17 protein-coding genes and 1 pseudogene are annotated in these 25,603 nt (G+C 53.5%); 7 read left to right on the plus strand and 11 right to left on the minus strand.

Annotated features, from left to right (window positions below):
• Window positions 1–33 precede the first annotated feature (33 nt).
• Together GA0061071_RS15795 and GA0061071_RS15800 are read left to right on the plus strand one after the other, a co-directional pair.
• A complete protein-coding gene (locus GA0061071_RS15795) occupies window positions 34–1,194 on the plus strand; it encodes an efflux RND transporter periplasmic adaptor subunit (RefSeq protein ID WP_088237464.1) in 1,161 nt (386 codons plus the stop codon).
• A complete protein-coding gene (locus GA0061071_RS15800) occupies window positions 1,194–4,247 on the plus strand; it encodes an efflux RND transporter permease subunit (RefSeq protein WP_088237661.1) in 3,054 nt (1,017 codons plus the stop codon). Before GA0061071_RS15795 ends, GA0061071_RS15800 begins: the two co-directional genes overlap by 1 nt.
• A 58-nt stretch (window positions 4,248–4,305) precedes the next feature.
• Here the strand turns inward: GA0061071_RS15800 and GA0061071_RS15805 are convergent, their stop codons facing one another.
• The 8 genes from GA0061071_RS15805 to GA0061071_RS15840 all read right to left on the minus strand — a co-directional run bounded on the left by GA0061071_RS15805 (window position 4,306) and on the right by GA0061071_RS15840 (window position 18,072).
• Window positions 4,306–5,733 carry a hypothetical protein gene (locus GA0061071_RS15805; protein WP_061495510.1) on the minus strand — a complete coding sequence of 476 codons (1,428 nt, stop codon included), beginning with the start codon at window positions 5,731–5,733 and terminating at the stop codon, window positions 4,306–4,308.
• Window positions 5,714–7,528, minus strand: coding sequence for a hypothetical protein (locus tag GA0061071_RS15810; protein WP_088237465.1), 1,815 nt, complete (start codon window positions 7,526–7,528; stop codon window positions 5,714–5,716). The genes GA0061071_RS15805 and GA0061071_RS15810 overlap by 20 nt, the downstream gene beginning before the upstream one ends.
• Window positions 7,528–9,198 carry a hypothetical protein gene (locus GA0061071_RS15815; protein WP_088237466.1) on the minus strand — a complete coding sequence of 557 codons (1,671 nt, stop codon included), beginning with the start codon at window positions 9,196–9,198 and terminating at the stop codon, window positions 7,528–7,530. The genes GA0061071_RS15810 and GA0061071_RS15815 overlap by 1 nt, the downstream gene beginning before the upstream one ends.
• 9 nt (window positions 9,199–9,207) lie before the next feature.
• Complete coding sequence (locus GA0061071_RS15820) at window positions 9,208–11,037, minus strand: hypothetical protein (RefSeq protein ID WP_088237467.1); 1,830 nt, start codon at window positions 11,035–11,037, stop codon at window positions 9,208–9,210.
• A gap of 75 nt (window positions 11,038–11,112) precedes the next feature.
• Complete coding sequence (locus tag GA0061071_RS15825) at window positions 11,113–13,257, minus strand: hypothetical protein (protein WP_088237468.1); 2,145 nt, start codon at window positions 13,255–13,257, stop codon at window positions 11,113–11,115.
• Window positions 13,258–13,278: 21 nt separating this feature from the next.
• Window positions 13,279–14,715, minus strand: coding sequence for a hypothetical protein (locus GA0061071_RS15830; RefSeq protein ID WP_088237469.1), 1,437 nt, complete (start codon window positions 14,713–14,715; stop codon window positions 13,279–13,281).
• 2 nt (window positions 14,716–14,717) lie between these two features.
• Window positions 14,718–16,469 carry a hypothetical protein gene (locus GA0061071_RS15835; protein ID WP_088237470.1) on the minus strand — a complete coding sequence of 584 codons (1,752 nt, stop codon included), beginning with the start codon at window positions 16,467–16,469 and terminating at the stop codon, window positions 14,718–14,720.
• 4 nt (window positions 16,470–16,473) lie between these two features.
• Window positions 16,474–18,072: a hypothetical protein gene (locus GA0061071_RS15840; RefSeq protein WP_088237471.1), complete on the minus strand. Its 1,599-nt coding sequence runs from the start codon at window positions 18,070–18,072 to the stop codon at window positions 16,474–16,476.
• Window positions 18,073–19,083: 1,011 nt separating this feature from the next.
• On the opposite strand from GA0061071_RS15840, the pseudogene GA0061071_RS15845 reads away from it, so the two are divergent.
• The 5 genes and pseudogenes from GA0061071_RS15845 to GA0061071_RS15865 all read left to right on the plus strand — a co-directional run.
• A pseudogene (locus GA0061071_RS15845) lies at window positions 19,084–19,480 on the plus strand (ATP-binding cassette domain-containing protein); the annotation flags it as partial.
• 105 nt (window positions 19,481–19,585) lie between these two features.
• On the plus strand, window positions 19,586–20,653 hold the full coding sequence (locus GA0061071_RS15850; RefSeq protein ID WP_061495542.1) for an AI-2E family transporter: 1,068 nt from the start codon (window positions 19,586–19,588) through the stop codon (window positions 20,651–20,653).
• A gap of 373 nt (window positions 20,654–21,026) precedes the next feature.
• The gene (gene mdtJ, locus GA0061071_RS15855; RefSeq protein WP_088237472.1) at window positions 21,027–21,383 is read left to right on the plus strand and encodes a multidrug/spermidine efflux SMR transporter subunit MdtJ; all 357 of its coding nucleotides are present in this window, start codon (window positions 21,027–21,029) and stop codon (window positions 21,381–21,383) included.
• Complete coding sequence (gene mdtI / locus GA0061071_RS15860) at window positions 21,370–21,699, plus strand: multidrug/spermidine efflux SMR transporter subunit MdtI (RefSeq protein WP_061495547.1); 330 nt, start codon at window positions 21,370–21,372, stop codon at window positions 21,697–21,699. Before mdtJ ends, mdtI begins: the two co-directional genes overlap by 14 nt.
• 109 nt (window positions 21,700–21,808) lie before the next feature.
• The gene (locus GA0061071_RS15865) at window positions 21,809–23,971 is read left to right on the plus strand and encodes a putative bifunctional diguanylate cyclase/phosphodiesterase (RefSeq protein ID WP_061495549.1); all 2,163 of its coding nucleotides are present in this window, start codon (window positions 21,809–21,811) and stop codon (window positions 23,969–23,971) included.
• A gap of 1 nt (window position 23,972) precedes the next feature.
• Here the strand turns inward: GA0061071_RS15865 and GA0061071_RS15870 are convergent, their stop codons facing one another.
• The 3 genes from GA0061071_RS15870 to asr form a co-directional block, all read right to left on the minus strand.
• The gene (locus GA0061071_RS15870) at window positions 23,973–24,800 is read right to left on the minus strand and encodes a trypsin-like serine peptidase (protein WP_088237473.1); all 828 of its coding nucleotides are present in this window, start codon (window positions 24,798–24,800) and stop codon (window positions 23,973–23,975) included.
• 101 nt (window positions 24,801–24,901) lie between these two features.
• Window positions 24,902–24,985, minus strand: a complete 84-nt coding sequence (ydgU, locus tag GA0061071_RS23845; RefSeq protein WP_088237474.1) for a small membrane protein YdgU — start codon at window positions 24,983–24,985, stop codon at window positions 24,902–24,904.
• A gap of 94 nt (window positions 24,986–25,079) precedes the next feature.
• A complete protein-coding gene (gene asr / locus GA0061071_RS15880) occupies window positions 25,080–25,478 on the minus strand; it encodes an acid resistance repetitive basic protein Asr (RefSeq protein WP_061495553.1) in 399 nt (132 codons plus the stop codon).
• Window positions 25,479–25,603 lie beyond the last annotated feature (125 nt).

Genomic DNA, 25,603 nt, shown 5'->3' on the forward strand with positions numbered 1-25,603 from the left:
GAAATGGTGCTCTTTATGTGCCGGAGCGCCATCATGCCAGAACAATTTACTGATTACTTTCGTCAGTGCCTGCACCACCTTTTCACTGCTGCACGCACCGTTTCACTCCTCTCCCTTCTTCCGCTCATTGCGTTGAGCATTGCTGTTCCGCTGCTGACAAGCTGTGGCGAAAAGTCAGCGGATAAACCCGCGCCGCCCCGGCCGGTGCGCTACGTGGTGGTTGCGCCGTCTGCGTTTGGACAAGCCGCCATGCGCACCGGAGAGATCCGCGCACATGATGAAACCACACTGGCTTTTCGTCTGGATGGCCGCATGGTCAGCCGCCTTGTTGATATTGGCGATCGCGTGCGGGCAGGCCAGGTCCTTGCGCGACAGGAAAGCACAACCGGGCAAAATCAGCTAACCAGCGCGAAAGCCGACCTGGAGGCGGCGAAAGCCTCAGAACAAGTGGCGGCCCTTAATCTGAGCCGGATGCAGAAGCTGATGCCCTCCGGCGCGATAGCGCGTACTCAGTTTGACAGTGCCCGCGCGGACTGGCTGACCGCCGCCTCGCGCCTGAAAAGTAGCCAGGCCGCTTTGCGGAACGCAGAGGACAACCTGGCATGGACGCAATTAACGTCGCCTGCTGACGGGGTGATCACCGGCGTCAGTGCAGCGGCAGGTCAGGTAGTCAGCGCAGGTCAGACGGTTTTCACGCTAGCGACCAGCGATCGGCGTGATGTGGTGATTGATATTACCGATCCACAACGCTTGTCAGCAGACACCGCGACGCATTTTCCGGTTGCACTGCTGGCCGATCCGGCGGTGCAGACTACGGGGATTGTCCGTGATATCAGCCCGCAGGCGGACCCGCAGACCCGGACATGGCGGGTCAGGTTAACGCTGCTAACCCCACCTGCAGCGATGGCGCTGGGTGCCAGCGTCACGGTAGCCATGCCCGCTGACCCCGGTTCCGATCATAACGGCGATACTTATGCTGTTCCGGCAACGGCGATCGCTCGTCTGGACAACCGTCCTGCCGTCTTTCTTATTGATAACCACCAGCAGGTGCAGTTGCGCCCGGTGACGCTGGCGGGCTATACCGCGTCGTTAGCCATTATCGCCTCCGGGGTGGCACCAGGGGATAAAGTCGTGACCGCGGGCGTCAGCAAACTGCGTACCGGCGAAAAAGTGATCCCCGGAGAGCAACTATGATGACGCTTCGTTCAAACAACGCCACGTTCAATCTCTCCGCGTGGGCGCTTGCGCACCAGCAACTGGTAAGCTTTTTTATGCTGGTGATTGTTGCCGCCGGTATCCTCTGTTACGAAAACCTGCCGCGTAATGAAGATCCGGCATTTACCATCAAAACCGCCGTGGTGTCTGCGCAATGGCCTGGCGCGACCGTTGACGACACCACCCGGCTGGTGACAGATGTGCTGGAAAAAAAGCTGCAAGAGACGCCATGGCTTGACTATCTCGAAAGTGAAACTCGTGCCGGTAGTGCGGTTATCTATGTGAACCTGCGAGACGATACGCCACCGCAAAACGTCGCCGATATCTGGTATCAAGTCCGTAAAAAAATGCAGGATGTGGCCTCGTCACTGCCGCAGGGCGCGCAGGGTCCATCCGTTAACGATGAGTTTGATGACACATTCGGTACGCTGTATGGCTTTACCGCCGAAGGTTATACGCTCCGCGAGTTGCGCGATCGGCTGGAGGAGATCCGCCGCGATCTGATGTCGCTGAAAGATATCGGCAAGATCACGTTATTGGGCGAGCAGAATGAGCAGATTGTCATCGCTTTTTCGCCACGCCAACTGGCGGGTATGGGGCTGGACATCCAGCAGGTGAGCGATGCGTTAGCCGCGCAAAACGCCGTCGCACCTGCGGGAACGATACGCACCGAAAAGGATAATATGGCGTTGCGGGTTAGCGGGGCGTTGACATCGGAAGAGAGCCTGCGTGCCGTGACCCTGCACATTCATAACCGCTATATCCCCCTGACGGATATCGCCACCGTGAGCAGACAACGTGCGGAACCGCCAGCGCCGGTCTTTCGTGTTAATGGGCAACCGGCGATGGGGCTGGCGATTTCTATGGCATCGACCGGCAACATACTTCGTTTCGGCCAGGCGCTGAATGCCAGAATGGCGCAACTGAAAGCACAGTTGCCGCACGGTATCGAGATCGTCAAGGTGGCAGACCAGTCGGCGGTGGTCAGCGAGGCCGTTAGCGGCTTTGTTCGGGTGCTGGTGGAAGCGGTGCTGATTGTGCTGGCGGTGTCGTTTGTCTCTCTGGGAACCCGCGCGGGGCTGGTGGTGGCCGCCGCCATTCCGCTGGTACTGGCGATGACCTTTGTCGGGATGATGCTGGCGGGCATTGGCTTACAGCGCATTTCGTTGGGGGCACTGATCATTGCCCTCGGTCTGCTGGTTGATGATGCGATGATCACGGTCGAGACGATGGTTGCCCGGCTGGAAGCGGGGGATACGCGTCAACAGGCGGCAACGCGAGCGTTCAACACAACCGCCTTTCCGATGTTGACGGGCACTTTGGTGATGATTGCCGGCTTTATTCCGGTCGGTTTTGCCGCATCGAGCGCCGGCGAGTACTGCTATTCCCTGTTTGCGGTGGTACTGATTGCGCTGCTTTGCTCGTGGGTGGTCGCGGTGCTTTTTTCCCCCCTGACCGGTGCGTGGCTGCTGCCTGTTCGCTTACCGGCGCATAGTGGTGAGGCGGGAAAACTGGCCCGCCTGTACCGGCGGTTACTGCATCTGGCGCTGCGTCATCGGCTGGCGACAATCGGGGCGGCACTGCTGGCGCTGGCGCTGTCCGTGGTGGGTGTAACGCATATGCAGGGTGAGTTTTTCCCGGCTTCCGACCGTCCCGAGTTGCTGGTGAGCCTCTCTCTTCCCGCCAACGCATCACAGACAGAAACAGAAAAACAGGTCGAGCGCCTGGAAAAGTCTTTGATGGGCAATGACAACATCGATCACTTCAGTGCATACGTGGGCTCCGGCGCGGTACGTTTCTATCTCCCCATGGACGTGCTGCGGGAAAACGAAAACACTGCGCAACTGGTGGTGGTGGCCAAAGACCTGGCGGCGCGGGATCGCTTACGTGAACAACTGTCGACGCTGCTGGACAGGCACTTTAGTGATATCACCACGCGTGTGTCACCGTTAGAGCTCGGTCCGCCAGTGGGCTGGCCGGTAAAATACCGGGTAAGCGGGCCGGACTATGCGCAGGTGCAGCGCTATGCCCACCGTCTGGCAGCGGTGGTGGGTGAATCGCCGCTGGCGCGGGAGGTCAATCTCACGGCGGGCGAGCCAGAAAGGGTGATCACCGTGCAGGTGAATCAAACCGCGGCACGTGCAGCGGGCGTCTCATCCGAAAGCATTGCGCAGATGTTAAACACCGTCTGGTCCGGCTCGACCGTCACCACGGTACGGGATCAGGATCGCCTGGTGGATGTGGTGCTGCGCGGCAACGATCGTGAGCGGTTGGATATGGGCACATTATCGACGTTAATGCTGTCCGGGACGAATGGCGCCAAAATTCCCCTGAGCGAAGTGGCCACGCTGGTTTGGGGGGTGGAAGATCCGGTTATCTGGCGGCGACAGCGGTTACCGTTTATTACGGTGCAAACCGACCTCGCACCGGGAATGCGCGCCGATGCTGTGTCGGCAGGGCTGCGCCCGGCAGTGGATGCGCTGCGCGCGCAATTACCCGCCGGGTACACGATTGAAGAGGGGGGCGCGGTGGCGGAGTCGGATAAAGGCAACCGATCGGTCTATGCGGTACTGCCCGTGACACTTATCGTGATGTTGCTGCTGTTAATGATCCAGTTGCAGCGTTTTTCCCGCATGCTGCTGGCGTTGTTGATGGCCCCTTTTGGCCTGCCGGGCATTGTACTGGCGATGTTGCCAACGGGGACGCCAATGGGGTTTGTCGCCTTGTTGGGCGTGATTGCGCTGGCGGGCATGATCATCCGCAACGCAGTGATCCTGATAAGTGAAGTCGACAGCAATGTGCAGCAGGGCATGGCGAATGATGCGGCGATCATCGCGGCGGCGGAACACCGTGCGCGGCCGATTATGCTTACCGCTTGCGCAGCTATTCTGGGGATGATCCCCATTTCGCACCAGGTGTTCTGGGGGCCAATGGCCTTTGCCATTATCGGTGGGCTGATGGTGGCAACACTGGTGACGCTTACGGTGTTACCCGCGGCCTTCAGCTTACTGCTGACAGGTAAGCGGCGATAAAGGCCGAATCAGGATCGTCAGCCGATCCTGATTCGCCGCAAACATAACAGCAGCGCTATCAGGGCACGTAGATCACTTCAAACGTGGTTTGTTGGTCAGGGAGATCTTTCCTGCCGCCGCTAACGTAATAAATTTGCATATCGTAGTGATAAACCAGTTTGCTGGAGGGGTTGAGGATCTGTTCCAGCACCGACACCTTCACATCCACTTTCTGGCTGGTGTGATCTTTATCGAGTTCGATCGTTTGCCCGCCTACGCTTATCAGAATGCGGGAAATGGGTTTCGGACCGTAGGGATCAAAGGCATCTTTATCGCTTTTGAATTCCAACGTTTTGGTGATATCGACCGGTGCAGACTGCTTAATAAATGTCCGCGGGGTATTTTTGTATTTCGCGTCGAGCGCTAACTGCACCGGGATGTTTTCCGGGTCAAATCCCACCAGTTCCACCTTGAGGAAACCTTTAAGCAGCAGGCTTTGCTGTGCCGTGTCGAACAACGCATCCCAAATCTGTCCGAATTGTGATGACGGCAAGGTGAAAGCATCAACGATGCCGCTTTGCAGGTCGATCAGCGCGTTTTTCTCTTCTGTCATGCCTGCCGGCAACGAAAGCCGTAGGGTTAAGGCATGGGCGTTAGCCAGCGGAAACAGTTGTCCTTGTGGTTGTGCATAGTGATCGTGAAACACCGTTTGGGCGTTGGCAATGCGCGCCTGATTGACCTGCGGCAGGATAAAATAATCAAACGTCACGTTGATCTGATCCAGCGATGTCGCATGTTCCGGTGCGCTGAACGAGATGGATAACATTGGCTTATTATCGTTCTCAGCATCGGTTGCCAGCGCAAATCGGTCCGGAAGGTAAAAAAGATATTCCGGGTGGACATAGTCCTGGAAATAGTGATCGTTGTGCGTGTTGAACGGAATGTTCAGTAGCGTGAGTTGCCGCACGGGCGGCGGGGGTAAGAGACCCTGATAGATGTAGGGATAGTAGGTCTGAGAGAAGTAAAACACCGTTGGTACGGTGACGGTGTTCAGGAGTCCCTCGTGGGTTTTAAGGGCCACCACCAACGTGGTTTGCGAATCATAGCTGTCCAGCGCCCGCAGTAAGGCATCCCGCTCGCTCGGCAGCGACAGCAGCAGCCGCGCCTGATATCTATTGCCGCCGGAAGGCTTGGTTTCCACCTGTTGAAAGCGCATCTCGGTTTCATCACCGAATGTTGAGAAACTCAGTACCACATCAGGAAGGGTCGATACGGCCTGATTGAGATCGAAATCAAGGGTCATTATCCAGCCCGTCTCTTTTTTGGCGGTCGTGATTTGATAGCGAATTTCGCCCGATACAATTTCGGTGCTCACCGCCGCCGTCAGATCGGTGGGTAGCGCGCGCAGAGCGCGTAACTGCGGTTTCGCGACACCCGGAAACTGTTGCGCCGCATTCGCCAGGATAACCCTGTTGAGGGTGACCAGATCAGTGAGGAAGGTGTTCATAGGTATCCTTGATGGGATGTGAAAGGGCTAATTGCCGGAAAGCATTCAGTTCGGTGGAGGTCCAGAGATACTGCCCGTCATGGCGGCGATACAGCGGTATTTCCGTCTGGCTGGCGGGAAGTCGCCATTTCTCTAACGCTGCGATAAACGGCGTCAGATGCGTAATGCCGCAACGTGCGGCGTAGTGCAACGTGGCCAGCCATTCGTTGGGATGCGCGTAATAAGGGATCAGTTGATTGATGCGATCGTACTGGTTTTCACTCCATGCCAGCGCGTTGTCGAACTGGGTGAGGATACGGGCGAACGCCGGGATCACGCGGTTCTGCGCTTTGCTCACACACGCGATTAAAATCAACGCATTGGTATTGACGCAGCAATCGACCTGCGCCAGCACAGTCGGCTCTTTCATCCAGGTATAAAAGGCAAGGCACTCCGCCCACTGACATTGCGGTTCTGCCTGACGACGATCCACCCGCTGGATCTGGTAGGCACTCAGCGTCGCCAGCGTATTCACGACCTCATCCAGTGAAATACGGCCAAACTTATACAGCAACTCGGTGATGATCGCCGTGTCGTCGACGTCGGGTGGCAGGGTATCGCCCCGCATCCAGACCGGGTGCGCATCCCCAGGCCAGAAGCGATAATGCGCAGGCTGGCATGCGCAGGCGGCGATAAAATCGAGCGCTTTTTCAATGTAGGGCGCGGTTTCAGCGGTATATTCCAGTGTGCGCAGCACCTGTGCAGTAACAAAGGCGTTTTCATCCCGATGCCAGCGGCCATCCGGCGTGCGCACATACGAAGGAAAAGCCCCGCTCGCGGTCTGCCGTTGCAATAAACAACCCAGCGGCGTGGAAGGCGGCGGCGAGGGGGCAACCTTTATCGCCACCTCGGTAAAGCGATCGTTCTGCGGACTGAATGTGCAACTGATGGCGCAGCGGCCTTGCATATCGACGGAGAGACCGAGCACGTTGAACTGTAGCGGTATGCGCTTATCCAGCAACGATTGCAGCAACGGCATGGCGCACGCCTGCTGTGCCAGCAGGTGGTTGAGTGCATCGGGAACACGCGCGTTACTGCCAAAAAAACGCGGCGCGATGGTGAAAACGGTGAAACTCTCCAACTGGTGTTGCTGGTAAACCACGCTGAAGCCGTAGGTGGTATACGGGAAATGCCCGTCACTTTGCGTTTGCGCCCGTGCTGCCTCCAGAAGCGGCATCAGCGCTGGCAGGGCGGTGTCACAGGCAAACAACGCGGCAACCGCAACCATATCGTCGTGGGTGATTTCCGCGCTGTGCCACTGGAAATAGAACTCAACCGGTGAGTCGGCCTGATCGGGATAGTGGCCGACCATCAGCAGTTGCAGACCTGCTTCCGCCAGTTGCGCGGTGCTGTAGGGCATGCCCTTGTGAGTCCACTGCGCCGGGCAGTCGCCGCCAGTGGGCACTTCGCTATAGATCTTGGTGCGCACGCCTTGCGGGGTGTATTTGCGTCCTTGCCAGTGACCAAAGCGCAGACCGTCATCGCATGCGCAGTGGAACTGCGGCAATTGCGTATCAAATGTACCCGCCAGACCCTGAGGCCTGGCGGTTGAGGTGGTAAATTCAAGCGGGCAGCCGTTCCACGCCAGCAGGCTGGTATTAAATGCCGCAGAGAGATAGCCCGACGCCAGCCGGGGTGCCAGAAAACGGGCAACATCAGCCCGTAATGCGTCAGCGAGCCACGGGGCTTGCTGGCATAACCCCTCTACCAGCGCATCCAACGCCGCAGGTCGTACGGAAGTGATGCCCGTCACCATCAGGCATTCTCCTCTTTAAACGGCGAGATAATAATGGCGGGTGGGTTCTCTTCGCCTTTGAACAGCCGCGTTTTACCGTTCAGCAGGTAGTAGGTAATGGTGTAATTTATCGTCCAGGGTTTTTCCGTCAGGCAGCGATATTTAAAGATCTGCATTTGTGGTTCATCTTCCGAAAAGGTGAACTTCTTCGACTTGATGGTTTGCTCATCATCCTGATAACGCAGTTCAACCACCACCTCGTTATAGTCATCCCACGGGAACTTTTTATCCGGTTTAATGCGGATTTGGTTAAAGGTCAGGACTTCGGTGGGATCGAGGTTCACCATAGTGGAGGCGCTGCGGGACGCCGGGTGGTAACTGGTACTGCCTTCCCAGCCGGATACCGCCGCTGATTTAAACGCAAACTCGCTGTCAATCTGAAACAGTTCTTGGGTATTTTTGCTGCGGGCGATCTCCTTTTCCCACTTCCCGTTATCTGACGTAAAAGCATCCGGTGTGTAGATATTATTGTTGTATTTCACCGCCACCGTGGCGGCTTTCAGCCCGTACTGGTTAAAACCGTCCGGCCCGAGCACCTCCAGCTTAATTTTCTGGAAGAAGGGATCGTTAACATTGACCTCTCTAAAATAAGGCTTTTCTTTCTTCACGCGCAGCAGCTTACTGCCGATAAAATTCTGCGGCACGGCGGACTGGGTGATGGCTTTGGAAGAGGTGTAGGTAAAGTTGAGCGTTTTGGTCTCTTCCCGGCGCACCAGCTTGATCTCCAGAGAGGCGCAGGGTAGCAGGCCACCTTTACCTTCTTTCCCGTCTTCGGACTTGCCACTGGCGAACAGTGCGTCCAGAATCGAGTCGCTGGCGGATTTGGCCTGCGTATTTTTATCCTCGTTGGGCTTCAGTGAGGCGGTGAAGAAACTTTTCAGGATTTCACCTTTCACAAATTCCAGCGCCCACTCTTTTTCTTTGGCCGCTTCTTCGCCCGGCATACTTTCAGTGACTTTGATAATTAACTTCTGCTCCTGCTGGAGCTTTTGCATTACGCTGTCGAAGCCAAGCCAGAAGCTGGCAGGCGTCTCTATTGGAATCGGAATGTTTGCGCCAAATTTGGTGTCGAATTCCTGGTAGATATTTTCAAATTTGCCCTCAACCTCCACTTTCAGCGCGGGCGTAATGCCGGTGTAGGTCAGGTTATACGCAACCGCCGCTGGTGCCTGCATTTCGCTGAATGCCGCTTCAAGGATCACCGCCTGTTCCGGCGTCAGTTTTGCGCTAAAAATGGCACTGTTTTTGGCGAAAAGGCTTGGGCTTTGCGCACTGACCAGCTTGCCATTGGCGTTTTGCGCATCCAGCACGAAAAAGTTTACCGTACCGTTGTCGTAAGGAACCTGTTGCAGGAGCGGGTTGGGCGGGGTCACTTTCAGCTTGCTTAAATAGGCTCTGAAGGCGCTTTTCAGGTCGCTTTCCGGGATGGAGGTATCCACCTCAAAGTTGATATAACCGCCTTGCTGATCGGCACCATCCCCGGTGTATTTGATCAAGGTAAAAATGGGATTCCCCTCGCGCTCAGCGAGGTGGATATCGCCGGGCATATACCAGAACTGGTTTTCATCAGAATCATCAGCAAAGAAGGTGATGTTGTCGATGGTCGCGGTTTTTGCTCTGAGTAGTAACATAGCGGTTCCTTAAATGAGTTTGGCAATATCGATAAAATCAGCATCCGTGGTGGTGTTGATGCGCGGATCGTTACCGTTGCTGTGATCCGGCTGAAACTCGACCAGGATTTCCAGGGCAATGGTGCGGCAGTCGGCGTTCAGTTGGTCGGCGGAGAATGACTGCGGGTTCTCGCCATCTTCAGTAAACATCTGCATCTGCTGGAGCACGGGACCATCAGGCCCGCTGTTGTAGCTGAGAAACACTGTGGCTTGTCTGACAACCTGCCAGTCAAACCCGGCGGCAACCTGTAATGTGCGTTGCGGGTAGAGTGCCGAAAAAATGAAAACATCCTGCCCGATAGCCTGACTCAGCGTGGCCGGGATATGCGGGGCGTTGGCGGCATTGCTGTACTGCTTGGTGACGTCAAACTGCCAGAGATCCGCATCCGGAAGCATCAGCGGGTAATTGACGTGCGTGGTGTGTTGATCGAGCAGAAAACTTTTCGCAATGCGATTGTTTTTCTGCCGCAAATGCTGGCAGATGACGGTGACCAACACCGAGTCATACCAGTCCCAGTTAAAGCGCGACTGCGTTTTGATCGTAAAGTCATAGCGCGCATATAACGATTCGACGTCGAGGAAGACATCCCCCAGCGAGGTGCTCATCGGCCCGGAACTCACGCTCGCCAGGCCGCCAATGGGCTGCTGGAAATAGACCGTAAACTGATAACTGACCGGCCAGATCATTTCGCCGGTGTTGGGATCGAGAAGGCTGGGGCGGGTAAAGGTTTGCGGCTGTGACGCAGCGGCGTTGAACTTGAGTGCCTGGTTCTGCTTGCCATAGGTCATGTTTGCCACCACCAGCAGAATATTATCGTCAAGCTCCGGGTTGAGCAGATGCACGTTGACCGTACGATGAGCAAAAAAATCATCTTTCAGATCAATGAGTTCAATCACGCGTTGTGGCTGATAATCGCTGTTTTCGACCAGCACACCCAATAGCGCCTGCGGGTAGAGGGAGCGCTTGACGGCGGTGGTTTCCGAAAGCTTCGCACTCAGGCGTCGATTATCCGTCTCCTTCAGCGAGACCTGCTGTAAATAAAAGCCAAAACGGGGTGGTGCCTCGGGCGCCTGATGGGCAAATGCCGGCGTGAAAAATTCACTGATTAAAATATCTGTCAACTCTTCACCGGCCTGAATAATATGACTGTCGGGATCGCTCTGGCGGGTCTTAATCTTGACAGTACGCTGGCTAATCAGCGTCGAGGAAATATCCTTAATATCAACCGATAAAATAAGGATGTTAAATCCCACGCTGGTTTGTAAATAGTCGTACACCTCCTGCCAGTTTGCTTCCAGCTCAAACGTTGAGGGCGGTAATTGTTGCAAATAATCCACTTTATAACTTACGGCAACAGGGGCGGACTGCGGAGATCGTAATAACGCCACCAGTACTTCAATATCCTCTTTTTTCGCTATTCTGCCGAAGAGATAACAGACTTGCTCATTGCTCAGCGAGGCTCTGTTCGGTTGCTCAGGCAGTATGCCAGGAATATTTAAGGTTGCCGTACAGGCTATCGCCTGCAAGGGTTGCAGTACGGCATCCGGCGGGATCGCCGGACAGGATCTTGCCGCTGCCTGCGCCGCAGCCTGACTGCTGGCCAACTGCGTTTGCAGTGACAGCATGGCATAATACACATCGTCCGGGTCGCTGCTGTTGCGAAAGACCTGCAACTGCACGGCGGGCGTGTTGTCGGTATGAAGAATGCACGTCGGCGTGGCCGCAATATAATAAAATATCGGGCGCTCCACCGCGGCAGGAATAAAAGCAATATTGTTCTGAATAATGATATTGGACATGGCAGTTGTCCATCTTAATAAAGAGAGACCGTCGCCAGGGAATGCATCAGCGCATTACCCTGGCGGGAAATATCGCTAGCACTTAACAAAAACAGTGGTGCCGGTGAATTTATCCTCAATCTCTTTTTCCGGTTTTTCGTTATAAACAATGGTTGCTTTATAACTGTATTCAGCCTCGTTACCGGCCTCATCCGCCATGACTTGCACAGTGAGTGATTTGACGATGGTTTTTTTGTTCTCCGGGAACTCATCTACCGTCAGATTTTTGGTGATTTTAAAATGGTACCGCGGATAGTCGATATACAAGTCGAAGGAGATAAACGCCACGTTTTGTTCAGGGATCTGGAACACAATGTTAAAGTTCTGCTGCCGTGGCAGCGCGTTTTCGATCTGGATTTGATTGGCTTTGGTAGTGGCATAATCCGGCATCTGCGAACTGGAGTCTGAACCCGGCGGCACATAGGTCAGTTTACTGCCATCGACAGTGTGGTAGTCGGCGGTGAAGAAGATCGGTTCTTCCTGTTTGATCCCAATCGGATAAATATAGGGCTGTGGCGGGTTTTTCTCGGTAACGATTTGGTTTACCGGGTTCTCTTCAATGCCATGTTTGGGATCGGAATACTGCGTTTTAACCACCACCTGTTCGAAGATTTTCCAACCCGCCGGTGAGATCAGCGTGGCGATATCTGCATAGACGATACCGCACTGGGCGACGTTGATGGTTTCCACCAGGCTATCCACCACTTCGATCGGCCCGGAATGGTAGGGTTTGGCATGGACGCCGGAGAAGTTCACCACGTAGGAGTAGCTGTAGACGCGACCGAGTTTCTGGTCGACATACCAGTAATCCGTTTTTTTCGGCTTATCGTCATCTCTGTCGAAGGTCAACGTAGAGGCTTTATCGCCATATTTCACCGTGACGATAACGTTTTCAATGTTGTATTTCGCCAGGTCGCGGGTGACATAGAACTCCGGTTGCAGGTGACTGTAGAACGGGTCGTCCAGATCGTACTCTTTAAAGTAGTCCTCCAGTTTTTCACCTTTCTTCAGGAGCGAAAGAATTGAGGGGAGTTGCGTTTGCGGCGCGATGGTAAAGGAAACCACGGCGTTTTCTGAATAGACGCGGCTGAAACTTTGGGTATCTTTCAGGCTCTCTTTGAACTTATCGAAGCCGCCAGCATCGTTCAGCAGGTTCAGGCTCATATCCAGACCGGTCTGGCTACTGAGGATCTGCTCAACCTGTTTCTGCCCCCACAGGCGAAGCGACTCTTTCCAGGCGAGGTACTGCTCCTGGCTCATGCCCAGTTCCTCTGCCCCCAGGTCGATCTCCACTTTGGAGGTGATGGCCTGCGCGTCGAGGTATTTTTGCTCGATTTTCTTCTCATCAGCGGACCAGGTGTGGCGATCGATCTCTTGCGTCACCTCTTTGGTTTTTTCGCTGCTATAGCTGACGGTAACGCTTGCCGCCGGGAGTGAGGCATCCAGCGTGAAGTTAAAGCGGACGCCAACGCTGGCATTTTTTTCTGAGCCTTTCAGAACCTGTTCGAATAGCGTGGCGCCTTCACCGGTCAGCGACAGGCTAAATACGGTATCGTTGTCACCCAGGCCCGATGGGGTCAACACCGTGGGGATCTCCCGGTAAAACGCTTTGTTATTATCGAGGATCAAGGTGGCCTGCGCAGTGGTATAACGCGGCTGTTGCAGCTTTATCTTTTTCGCTTCATCGGGCATCAGACGGTTTAAGAATTGATCATCGCCTTTGCTGGGGTCGTACAACTCCTCATAGACACTGGCCTGCTCGGCGGTTAAGCCGGTGTTTTTCAGCGCGGTATCGCGATCTTTTTCTTTCGTTTTGTTGGTCGGATCGTCTTTAAAGGCTTTATTGGCCTTCACATACTTCACAATCAGCGTCGATTTAGCGCTCAGCTGCCCTGAAATATTGTTATAGAGCAGGGCGCGGATCTTATCTTTCATCTCCTCCGTGGGCTGGGGCAGGTTAACGGTAAACTGCGCATAGCCGCCTTGCTGGTCGGTGCTGCGGTACTTGTAGAACATAAACTGTGGTCTGCCGTCCCGGGCGGAAAAGACGGGAATTTCGGGCACGACGTAAAAAACGTTCTTGTCATTACTGTCGGCATAGCAGGTATAGGCATATTCAGTGAGGCCTAAATAGCTGCTGACGGGAATTTTGACAGATTGCTGCAATGCGGTCGTTAACATGTGCGTTTCCTCTCAGTGATGTTACTTGATGTACTGCAACACGATGGGGCTGACGGTGGACTGCTGTGGACCTGATTCATATTTCTTCGACCAGTGAGACGCCGGTACGCCCTCCCAGCGATACTCAATGCGCCCGTTCAGGTTTTCGGCATGGGTATTCAACAACCAGGTGCTTTGCCACTGGTTGCCGGAGAACTGAAAACTGGTGGAGACTTTTTTCAGCGAAGAGGTGGCAGGGATCCAGGTGGCGCTGCCGTTGATGCTGGCAAACACGGTTGCCAGATGGCTGGCATCGAACACCACCGTATTCACGCCAATATCGGCTGGCCAGAGGGTAATGTCCTTCTGCCAGAACAATGACTTACTGAAGGTGGAGTAGTCAGCGAAGGTCACCGTCAACGTGATGTCGCCGGGGGAACCTTCGTTCTCCAGCGTGACCGGGGGAAATGAGGGCCACTGCATGGCCTGCGTTTGACTGCCCCAGCGTAATTCGATGGCGGTTATCTTGTACTCGCTGGCTTTAAAGCCCAGTTGTACAGTGCAGCGAGTGTGCTCAACGGGTTTATCGGGTCTTGAGGGTTCCGGCAGCGGTGTAGGGCTGTAGGAGACGATCGTGTCAAAAGGCAACTGACTGAGCAGCGGCGCAAGATCCTGGTCATACTCCAGCAAATAACGCTGCGGCACACTGTGGCTGTAGGTGATGTCGTAAGTGATGTGACTGGGTAACTGATCAATATTGTTTACGTTTTTTAAGGTGTTGCCAGTAAGCAATGCCGCGAGGTTCACCAGTTCGCTGCGTACCAGCGCCTGGGTTTCCGCAGAGGGTGAATTGGCATAGTGGTGAGTGAACGTGATCGCGCCAGCGTCAATTTGCTGATTAATCAGCGCAATCAGTTCCGGCGTCTGGCGGATGCCCTGCGTGACCGCCAGACGTAAAAAAGCGAGCCAGTCTGCGGCAAGCGCGCCGTCCGCCTGACAAATAACCAGAAACGTCGTGAGCGTGTTAAGAAACACCTGGTTCGCCGTTCCCTGAATCGCGCCCGCCAACTGGCTGCTTTCGGCATGGGTCAGCGCCAGTTTTGCCTCGCTGAATTCCAGCCGTCTGGAGGTACCGTCGGCGCTGTTAACAAAGCGCAGACCAAGGGCGATTTGACTCTCGCACTGCATCAGTTGGACGTTCTGCAACCCTGGCGCAATATGCTGTTCGATCCACGCAACGATGGCCTCCTGGTCGACGGGAAGCTGAGGTGAAATAAACGTGGCGAGGCCGCCGCCGGGGCTGGTTATCAGGTGCAGGGCGCTCACCGGCGTATTCTGCATATCCAGTATCAAGTCTGGGGTGAAGCGACCATAGGCGTACACCGTCGGTGGTTGGGTTTGATCGTGAAAAGCAAACGCACTCTCCAGCAGAAAAAAATTCTGCAATGTTTGCTCCGGGTTGAGGTATTCGGCTGTCATGGTTAGGCCTCTATATCGATCGTCTGATCGCCGCTTACGTAATCTGACCACTCGCCAGCAGGTCGTCTGTAACGAAAACCCGCGGCGAATATTGACGTCACGATCCAGCGATACTCAAAAGTGGGTTGTGAGTGGGTAAACGCATGTGCCTGATCATCGTCCCGTCCCTGCGCCTGAAACAGCAGCTCCACGTAAGGCATCGTTGACGGAAAGTGAACGGTAATCAGCGCACACTGTGCGCCAAATTGCGGGAAACACCAGGCGCCAATGGTGGTGCTTAACATCACGGGTGTCGGCAGCGGGACGACGCCCGGCCCGGATAGTTGCTCAGCGCTAAGCTGTGCGTGATCCGCCTTGTCGAGTAGCGGATAGCTGAACCACTGCGCTTTCTCCGTTAACAGCAAGGGGACTTCCTTATCCTGGCTGTGGAAAATGCCGCTTACCCGGCAGCTGGAGGCAAAGCCGGGATCAATATTGATGGTTAAAAACGGACAGGGTAGCGCGTTGTAGCCCAGTACCAGCGTGTTGCCACTAAAGGGAGTGCGCTCGCCGATCAGAAACTGACGACCGTGCTCGCCAGACCAGGTCATGCGCACCTGGTAGTGATAACTGCCCGTTTCGTCCGGGTTGTTGTTATAAAACTCACAGGTTAAATGGGTGGTCGTTGCCTGCAGTAACAGCGTTTTTGTCTGCTCAGTGGGGTACAACAGCCCGGCCGGGATCGTTATCTGCACATCGATATTGACACCATCGCTCAATCCCGGCGGCCAGGTATAGAACAGATTGAATGTCAGCTTGCCGTCTGGCATCGGCAGCGGCTCGGGATAATGGAGAATAGCGTTGATGTCGACTTTGGCGATCTGCTGCGCGGCGGCAAACGGATCAAGGGTAAAACAGAGCGGGCGGCGGGTGAGTTCCTCCCGGAACAGTTCAATAACATCGTGCCCGTCATTCGGCGTTTTCAGGCCAATCCACGGGGTATTGCTGTCAACAGGGCCAGACCACGGCTGACCGTAGCGATTGTACAACCGGTCAAGTAACGCCTGACTGAAGAGGCGTATCAGCTCCGGATCCGTTGACGTTAACACCGGCGTGATGCTAAGCGGAAGCCGGGTAAGATGTTCAGCAAGATACCCGGCCAGTTGCAGATAATTAAAAATCACCCGATTGTCCGCCAGCCGCTCACTGCCTGGTACATTGTCGGCCAGCACGCCAATCAACGTTTTAACGTTCGTGTCGACGGTATAGTCCAGACGCGGGGAGACGCCGATAACCCCGCCATCCATCCGTGCGCGAAAGCCGGTAATACCATCGCGCAGTACTTTTTCAATCAACGCCGCGCTATAGACATCCAGCAGCACAATAAACTGGATATCCTGCGCGGCATACCACGTAGGATCATAGGGTTTGTCGGTCAGCGTGGAGGCGTGGTCAGGTGGTGCACTGAAGCCAAGCTGGTCGGGCGACACTGGCAGCACGCGGATGCTGGAGTCCGGGTGCTGACGGCTGAAATTCACCAGCGTCGTTTTGTCGGCAAATTGCAACTGGCAGGTAAACGCCAGTTTGCCGTAGATCACTTGCAGGCTATAGCTGCGGATAATATCCAGCGCAAACGCCAGCGGTGGCGGTTCCGTGGCAAGAATGGCGCTACTCTGCGGGTAGAGATAGAACACGCCATCTTGCTGGTAATCCGCAACGAAAAGGTGATCGTCGCTGGTGATGATCTGTTGGAAATCCGGATAGCCTTTGTACATGGCGCTATTTCCTCATTACCGCACGGTAATTCTGGTAATCCTGATGCCATTCGTCGGGCAATTGAGCCAGCACATTCACCGGACGCTGGTTGTACTCTTCTTCGTACTGCCACTGCATCTGGCTGTCGCCCACCAGTACACCGTTGGCGTACAGTGTGCTGCGTCCTTCCAGCCCATCGGCAAGGGGATCGTCGGTCGACAGATGCAGGTTATAAACGTCCTGTTCATGGGTTGTTGTCTCAATGGCGTCAATGGTGAACTCACCTTCATGTGTTATCAGGCGGTGTTGCGGCGTCAGTTCCTTTGCCAGCACAACACCGAGGGTGGTGCAGATGGGGTGCCCGGCACTGGCGGTCAGGTTTTGTGCGCCATGTGGCGAGGTAAAATGAAGCACCCGACAATCGGATTCCTTACCGCGAATGACATCTTCCACGCGTAAATAACGCTGCTGCTGGGATAATACCCATTCGCCAGGCACAATCGTTTCGATACTCTTCTGACTGCCATCCCGCATAATGACTTGCGTCCCTTTGGCCAGACAGCCATAAACAATTTGCATGGGCTTTATGGTGAACGTATTAAGAAAACGCTGTTCGGGTAATACATTTTTGGGTGCGTTGGTAATAAAACTGGCTACGTTTTTCCCACCAACGGAAACGCCCATTTTGAAAATGTAATACACATTTTCACCCGATTGAAAATCAACCGTTTTAAACTTCAGCCAGTCCAGGTCCCAGGAAATACTATTGCCATTGATTTGCGTTTTCGGGCTGTTAAACACATTCACATCACTGAGCGGAGTAATAGGATCGCCACCAGCCCGCGTGCGAATAAGGTAAATGGCGTTCCAGGCATTTACCGGTTGCCCGCCATTCATGTCAATGTTATTTAAATAGGTGACCTGACCTTTAATGGGAACGCTGACCACGCCGTTATAATCATGCCAGTAATCGCAGTCGGCAGCCTCGCGGGTTAAACAAATTTTAATCTGGCTATTCTGTTTCAGATCGGTGGGTGAGGTATTAATGATTTCTTTTGGATAACTCTGCGAGGCAATCACTTCTGCGCCAAAAACCGTTTGCTGATTGATAGTCTGCGCAAAGGTATAAATAACAGCGACGTTTTCTGTATTTTCCTGCGGAGCGCGGGAATAAACACCGCTGGCCTGAATATGGCAATCTGTCGCATTAATATAGGACTTCGTGTAATTTACCGTTCCCACGCTGTTGGCATCGCTGTCAAACAGCCCCAACGTTTGCGTGACATTGGTGGCCTGGGTGGGCAGCGATCCCAGCGCATCAGCGGTGTAATTGCGCCCATCAAGGGAGTTAATATCGACAATGCTATAAACCGGCACAGCCCCATTGACGCTGGCTTGATCACGTTTTCCAGGGCGGCTTTTCAACAACATGACGTCGTTCCACTGACGGCTAAACGCCGGGTAATTGTTCGGGGTGATACCCGCCAGTGCGAGTTGAATAGCATAAAAGCGCACCAGCAAAGGGTCATTGGCATCAATCGCGAATGTGCCTTTGTTGCCGTATTGTGCGATCACTTTTTTGACGATATCTCTGTCGTCATTGGAGTAGCTGAGTGTCGTCATACAATAATCCAGAAAACGAGGGAAAAGGTGCCCCATTCCCATACGGGAAGAGAGGATAATTATGTTTATAAATACCGATTTGTTGCTGTAATAAAAATGGTCAATAAGCTTTTGCATCAACGTATTATTGATGGCTAGTGTTCATTGTTAAATGACTATTGTGTTTTACACTATTTTGAATAGTGCATTAAGCATGGCTTAAATTGCGTGAGATAAAAACAGATGAAACCCGTTGATTCCCATTGCATTAAACCAGGGTTATTATTACTTTCCGTAATTGATTGCTGCCTGCAATAGCATATATTTTAACGAGCATGTGACTACCTCAGTAATGGTATTTAATCTGCTTCTTTTGCAAGACAGTTTTGAGGTAACTACGTCATTAACAATATGCAGCAATAACAAAAAAAACAACATCGAGGATCAAATAAAAATATTAACTATTTAAATCATGTGGTTAATGTGTTTTGATAGAATTGTTATTGTCGGCTGTCAAATTAGTTTAATGATTAAATAGCCTGCAAATAATGCTTTTGAAACATTGTTCCGGGAGAGGTGAGATATATATGATGTCTGATATAACATTCATTAATGTATACAATATAGGTCGGCGAATATGATAACGCGTAATTAGAGAATAGGCATCGTGAATCAGGTTTCGAGCAGATGAATCTGAAAGAAAACGGATTAACAGCACGTCACATCCATGGGGGGCTGACTGACGAGTGCTCATTTCTGGCAAAGGATAGACGTTACATCGTTTGCCGGTGGTTTTTTTCTTCCTAAGATGGCTTCGCGCCTTCACAAATCAAAAAGGAAGAAAAAGAGATGAGAAAACGCGTCATTGCCGCAGGCCGTATCGTCAGTTTATCCCTGATTTCCGCCATCGTTCTGGCGGGGGTTGCCTTTCCGGGTTACGCCGAACCGTAGAAAGGCGGCGTGCTCCATGTAGCGCTGGGGAGCGATACGCCGATTATCGATCCGTCAATCACCGCCTATTCCGTCACCGCATTGGTAACACTAAGCCGTGACCGGCTGAACCGGCGCCCGACAACATTATCCGGTGGCCAGCGGCAACGCATTTCCATTGCTCAGGCGCTGGCCTGCGAGCCGGACATCCTGATCTGCGATGAACCGGTCTCGACACTGGATGTGACCACGCAAGCGCAGGTGTTGGATCTGCTGGTGGCGCTGCAAAATCGTCTGCGCTTATCGATGGTGTTTATTTCACACGATTTGGGTGTCGTGCAGCATATGAGTCACCGTATTGCGGTGATGAAAGAAAGATGGCGAAGTCGTGGAGAGCGGCGGGGTGGAGCAGGTATTCAGTGCGCCGCGTCACCCCTGGACCCGGCAGTTGTTATCTGCCGTGGAGCCGCTGCCGTTACGTCATTATTCAGCCGCATAGGTATCTTCTTCTGGCTTCAATACATCCTGTGGTGGCAGACATTGTTTTTACATTCCGGGGTCAGGTCACTACACTTGGGGGCAGTGTAACCAATGGATGGCCCGAATGACGACGCTAAAAATAAACAACTTCTTCTTTATCATTTTGCTATTGCTGGTCAGTGTGGCGTTTTTTGCGCTTATCCAGCCGTACTATTCCGCGATTATTTGGGCGGTGATTCTGGCATTAATTTTTTATCCATTGCGCATGCGTTTGTCGGTTCTCCTGCACGGGCGTAACGGTATCGCCTCGCTGATTACCGTGTTGCTGATTTGTGTGATCGTGTTTATTCCGATGATGATCGTGCTGTCGTCACTGGCGGTCGAAATAAATAATCTGTATCAGCGCCTGCAAAATAACGCCACCGACCTACCGCAGTTATTAAGCAATGGTATTGCGCATCTGCCGGAATGGGCGAGAAATTATCTGCGGGAGAACGACTTTGATTCAGTGATGGCCATCCGTGAAAAACTTTCCGGCGTTGCGCTAAGCGTTGGGCGTTACCTGGCCGGGAGCGCAGTGATCATTGGCAAAGGTACGTTGGGGATCACCATCAATTTCTGCTTAATGGTCTATTTGCTGTTTTTTTTATTGAAAGATGGCGCGCATCTGGTGCGTAAAATCTATGAAGCGATGCCGCTGTCGGCAAAAATTAAACGCCGCTTGTTTCTGAAATTTGCGGGTGTGGCACGGGCTACCGTCAAAGGGACGCTGGTGGTGGCCATTGTCCAGGGGGCGCTGGGGGGAATGGGTTTCTGGTTCGCCGGTTTCAACGGCAGTCTGCTGTGGGCCGCGCTGATGGCGTTTTTGTCGTTGATTCCGGCGGTAGGAACCGCGATTGTCTGGATCCCGGCGGTGATTTTCCTCTATTCCACCGATGAACTTGCTACTGCAACAATGCTGACGCTCTATTTTGTGGTGGTGGTAGGGTTGGCCGATAATATTTTGCGTCCGCTGTTAGTGGGGAAAGATACCCGCATGCCGGATTATTTGATCCTGCTTACCACGCTGGGCGGGCTGCAATTCTTTGGCATTAATGGGTTTGTGCTGGGGCCAATGATTGCCGCATTATTTATCAGCTCGTGGAATTTATTGGCGGAAGCGCGGGCCAGCGCAGTAAAACAGCAAGAGTAGCTGAAAGCGCGCCGCTGTCTGTATCAAGCGGCGCGTTACTGTCGGCGTAAAGAAGTGCAAAGCTTTTGAGTAAATTCCTGGCCTGTGATAGAAATAAACCGTGTTTAACTACCGGGGACATATTATTCCGCGACGATGAGAAGCAATTTGCGGATAATTGTAATGATATGGATATTCCATTCAGCATTTTCACTTCTGTTTTTTCTCTTTCCAATACCTGCTGCCCGCTCTCGGGCGAACAATACTGGCGCTCGGCGCTCTAGTTTTCTCTCTGCCTGAACTGGCCGCTTACGCGCGGCGGATATTTCTGTTGATCCGGTTTGCCGAGGTTCGGTAAGCCGCAAAGTATTGTATTCTCAAGCAGGAGAAAAAAATGATTTATTGGATCTTCTTAGCGCTGGCCATCGTTGCGGAAATTACCGGCACATTGTCGATGAAATGGGCAACGATGAGCGAGAACCACAGCGGTTTTATTGTAATGCTGGTAATGATTGCGCTGTCATATATTTTCTTGTCATTCGCGGTAAAAAAAATCGCCCTGGGCGTGGCGTATGCATTATGGGAAGGCATTGGCATAGTATTGATTACTGTGTTGAGCGTCCGTTTATTTGATGAACCGTTATCGACGCTAAAAGTGGCGGGGCTAACAACACTGGTGCTGGGCATTGTGTTGATTAAATCAGGGACGCGCAAAGCCGTGCGCCAGGAGCGTGAACATGTCGCAGTTTGAATGGATCCACGGCGCATGGCTGGCCATTGCCATCGTACTGGAGATCACGGCGAATATTTTTCTCAAATGGTCCGATGGTTTTCGTCGTAAAGCCTTTGGTTGCGGATCGCTGCTGGCGGTGTTGGCGGCGTTCAGCGCACTGTCGCAAGCGGTAAAAGGCATTGATCTTTCCGTGGCTTACGCTCTGTGGGGGGGCTTTGGTGTTATCGCTACGCTGGCGGCGGGCTGGATCCTCTTTGGGCAGCGTCTGAACGATAAAGGCTGGTTGGGGTTGATATTATTAATCGTCGGGATGACACTGATTAAACTTGCCTGATGTGATCGCTGCCCGTTATTGCGGGCAGCGAAATTCGTCGGCTGTATTACGCTTAGAATACCGTGACGCACTGCGGCTACTTTTTCGGGCCACCATTAAGAGGCGGCGAATGTTTAATCCGTTAAGCTGGCGAAATATCCCTACAGCCCGAACCCTGTTTATCATGATTTTTATGGCAGGGATTGGCCTGATTATTTCCGTTATCGCGTTACTCTATCTCTCGTTACACCTGATCAGCACCAAGACCAATGAAATTGATCAGCATCGCACGGCGCTCTCGGTGCAGGGGGCGATTCAGACCGCAATTAATCGTACCCGTTCGCTGGTGATTGATAACGCCGTTTGGGATGACGCGGTGCGTGAGACTTATCGCCCGCAGCTTGATCTTCAGTGGCTGTTCACGACCTGGGGCGCGGGTTTCAAAGTGGATAACCTCTATGATGGTACCTTCGTGCTGGACGAAAATTTCCGCGTGTTATGGGGCGCGTTTCGTGGAGAACCTTTCAGCGAAAGCAATCTCGCTTTTTTTGGCGACGGGTTGGTGGCGTTAATCCGTAACCATGCGCAGTCGTTACAGTCCGGGCAGGAGGTTTTTGCCGGTCTGACCCGAACCCGCGAAGGGGTAGCATTTGTCAGTATCGGGCTTATCCGCCCGATGGTGGGCCGCCTTGAGGTATATGACCAGACCCGCCGCTATCTGGTTATTACCCGACATCTTAACGCCCGCATCCTGAGCGATCTCGGCACGACCTTTCAAATTGAAAACCTGAGCTATTCTCCAGACGTAGTGACAACAACCAGTATTCCAGTTCGCGGATCCGCAGGTGAGTTGCTCGGCTATCTGAGCTGGAGGCCGGGTTTACCTGGCGTCCAGGCCGCTCGTGCAGCCGCCGGAGATATACGCCACATTGCGATGCTTGCCTCTGCGCTGATCCTTCTGTTTATTGCCCTGAGCAGCGCCGGGTTATATAAGCTGGCGAAAGAAGAGAAAATCGCGCGCAAAATTGCCCTGACGGACTGGTTGAGCCGCTTGCCAAACCGACGCGCACTGATCGAACACCTGGAGCAGTTGAGTGCGATGGGTGACAGTGAACTGATTAGCGTGGTGTTTATCGATCTCGATGGTTTTAAAGATATCAATGATATTTACGGGCATGATGTCGGCGACAGGTTGATTGCCACCCTTGCCCAGACGCTGCGCGAGAAGATCCCTACCGATGGTATGCTGGCGCGGATGGGGGGAGACGAATTCGCGATGACGCTCAGTGGGCCGTGGTCGATGGAGAAAGCGATCGAATTTGCCGAAAGCGTGTTGCAGTACCTTACGGCACCGGTCCGTATTGGTAAACGGACGATTCATATTGGTGCCAGTATTGGTATTGCCAGCGGGACGTTGGTGGAGTGCTCTAGTTCGGAACTGTTTCGCCGCGCCGATATTGCGATGTATCACTCTAAAATGACCGGCAAAGCCTGTATGACACTTTACAATGCCGAACTGAACAGCGCCCGCGAGCGGCAACTGTTGATCGAAAATGACATTCGTGAAGGGCTGGAGCGCGAGGAGTTTGATGTCTGGTATCAACCGATTGTTGATGCCCGTACGCAGGCGATGATTGGGGTGGAAGCTCTGGCGCGCTGGCCGCGTCGTCCGGGCGGTGAACTGAAGCCCGATGATTTTATTCCTGTGGCCGAAACCAGTGGCCTGATTTATGCGCTGGGCCAGTTTGTGCTGCGGCGTGCCTGCCAGCAATTAATGCCATTGAGTACGCTTAAGCTGTCGGTAAACATCTCGCCCGCGCAGTTTCGCGATCCGGAATTTGAAAACAAAGTGGCCAGCGTGCTGGGCACAACCCATTTTCCCGCGCGGCGGTTACAGCTTGAAGTGACGGAAACCTACGTACTGGAAAACCCGGAACGCGCGCGTGCGGCGATCGCCAATTTAAAAGCGCTGGGGACGGCGGTGGCGCTGGATGATTTTGGCACGGGGTATTCAAGCATCGGTTATTTACGGCGTTTTAATTTTGACACCATCAAAATTGATAAATCGCTGGCCGGTCTGGTGGATGATGATGAACAGGCGTCGGTGCTGGTGAGTGGCACCATCCGCATCGCCAGTGCGCTCGGCATGCAGGTGGTGGCAGAAGGGGTGGAAACAGAGAAACAGATGAAACTGCTGCGGCTGGCCGGTTGCGACCAGCTACAGGGTTATTATTACAGTGCGCCAAAACCGTTGAACGAGATTTTGCAACTGCCATTACAGCAGCAAGGCTGAACTAGTCGTTCTCTTTCGCCAGTGCTTCCAGCTTATCGCGGAACCCGGTGACGGAAATGGCCCGGTTGTCGGCGCGCCAGCGATCTTTTGCCGCGGGCGCTGAGCTTTGTACGGCAATCAGTTGCCAGCCGTCATCGGTTTTCAGCATCAGCGGCGAACCGCTGTCGCCTGGCAACGTATCGCACTGGTGCGACAGTACCGCATTTTGCGCCCACCCCGTCACCACACAATCCTGATGGCTGTATAACGTATCGAGGTGATCTTCCGGATAGCCGGACTGCGTCACTTTACGATCGGTTGCTTTCAGCGCCGCGGTGAGCGCATCTTTATCACCGGCGAACAGCGGCAGTGGCGTAATGCCGGAAGGCGGGTTACGCAGCACCACCAGCCCAAAATCCCAGGATGCGGCAGAAGAGGGGACGATCCAGCCGTCGCCGTCTGCTTTCAGGCGGTGCCCGAGCGAGGAATCGACCCGACCTTCAATATCGTGAATTTCATAGCGCCAGACGCCTTTTTGCGACACAAAACGCAGGGCGACGGCCTTATCCGCTTTACCGCGCGGCGGCGTTAACAGGCAATGCCCGGCGGTTAAGGCCAGGTGAGGAGAAATCAGCGTAGCGGTACACAAGTTGCCGCTGGCGGTTTCCAGTTGACCTATCGCATCCCATGGCGCTTTGGTCGGCGTGGTAACCCGGACACGATCATCATGCCCGAAAAACAGCGTCTTCACGTCGCTGGCGTTTACGGCGTCATCATCGCCTTCGTCAGCATGTCCAACAGCGGAAAACAAAAGCAGCGGTCCCAGCAACAGCACAACGGTTTTTCGCATATCACACTCGGGTGGGGGTAATTATGATTATTAAACGTAAGCCCAGGTTAATAAATATAGACGGGACGTGAAGAAAGTGGGAGTAAAATCAGCGCACTACATCAGTAAAGATAGAACTGGACGGCAATGATCGCGCAGATAATCAGCATCGCCAGGATCACTTCAAAACGATAACGTCGCAGCATATGCCCTCCAGAGAAAAGCGGCGCTTCGCCCGAAGGGTCAGCGCCGGTTAAACACGGCGCTCGTACGTTGAGCGCCGGATTCCATCACGTTTACTTATGCAGCCGGTTGTGCAGCCGGTTTAGCAGTGTGTTTTACGTGTTTAGTATGTTTAACGTGTTTTTTAGCAGCCTGAGCCTTCTGTTCTACAGCCGGTTTGGCAGCTTTTTTGTGGTGTTTTTTAACTTTTGCAGCCTGAGCTTTCTGTTCTACAGCCGGTTTAGCGGCTTTTTTGTGGTGTTTCTTAACTTTTGCAGCCTGAGCTTTCTGCTCTACAGCCGGTTTAGCGGCTTTTTTATGATGTTTCTGTACTTTTTTCACTGGTGCGGCAGTCGTGGTGGTCGTCGCAGTCGTGGTTGCAGCCGGAGCCGGAGTTGTTGTTGCAGTGTCGGCAGCGAAAGCAGCAGAAGACAGACCCATTGCAGCGGCAACAACCAGAGCTAATACTTTTTTCATTCCGATATCCTCGAATTGGTTTCTTCATTCAACCCCACTGCGGGGCCGTTGAAAGAACTATATCCATAAAAAATCACCACTTCCGTGAGTGATTGGTATCGGCGTGTAACGGAATGTACAGCGGG

It is taken from the genome of Kosakonia oryzendophytica (genome assembly GCF_900094925.1).
Classification (GTDB): Bacteria; Pseudomonadota; Gammaproteobacteria; order Enterobacterales; family Enterobacteriaceae; genus Kosakonia; species Kosakonia oryzendophytica.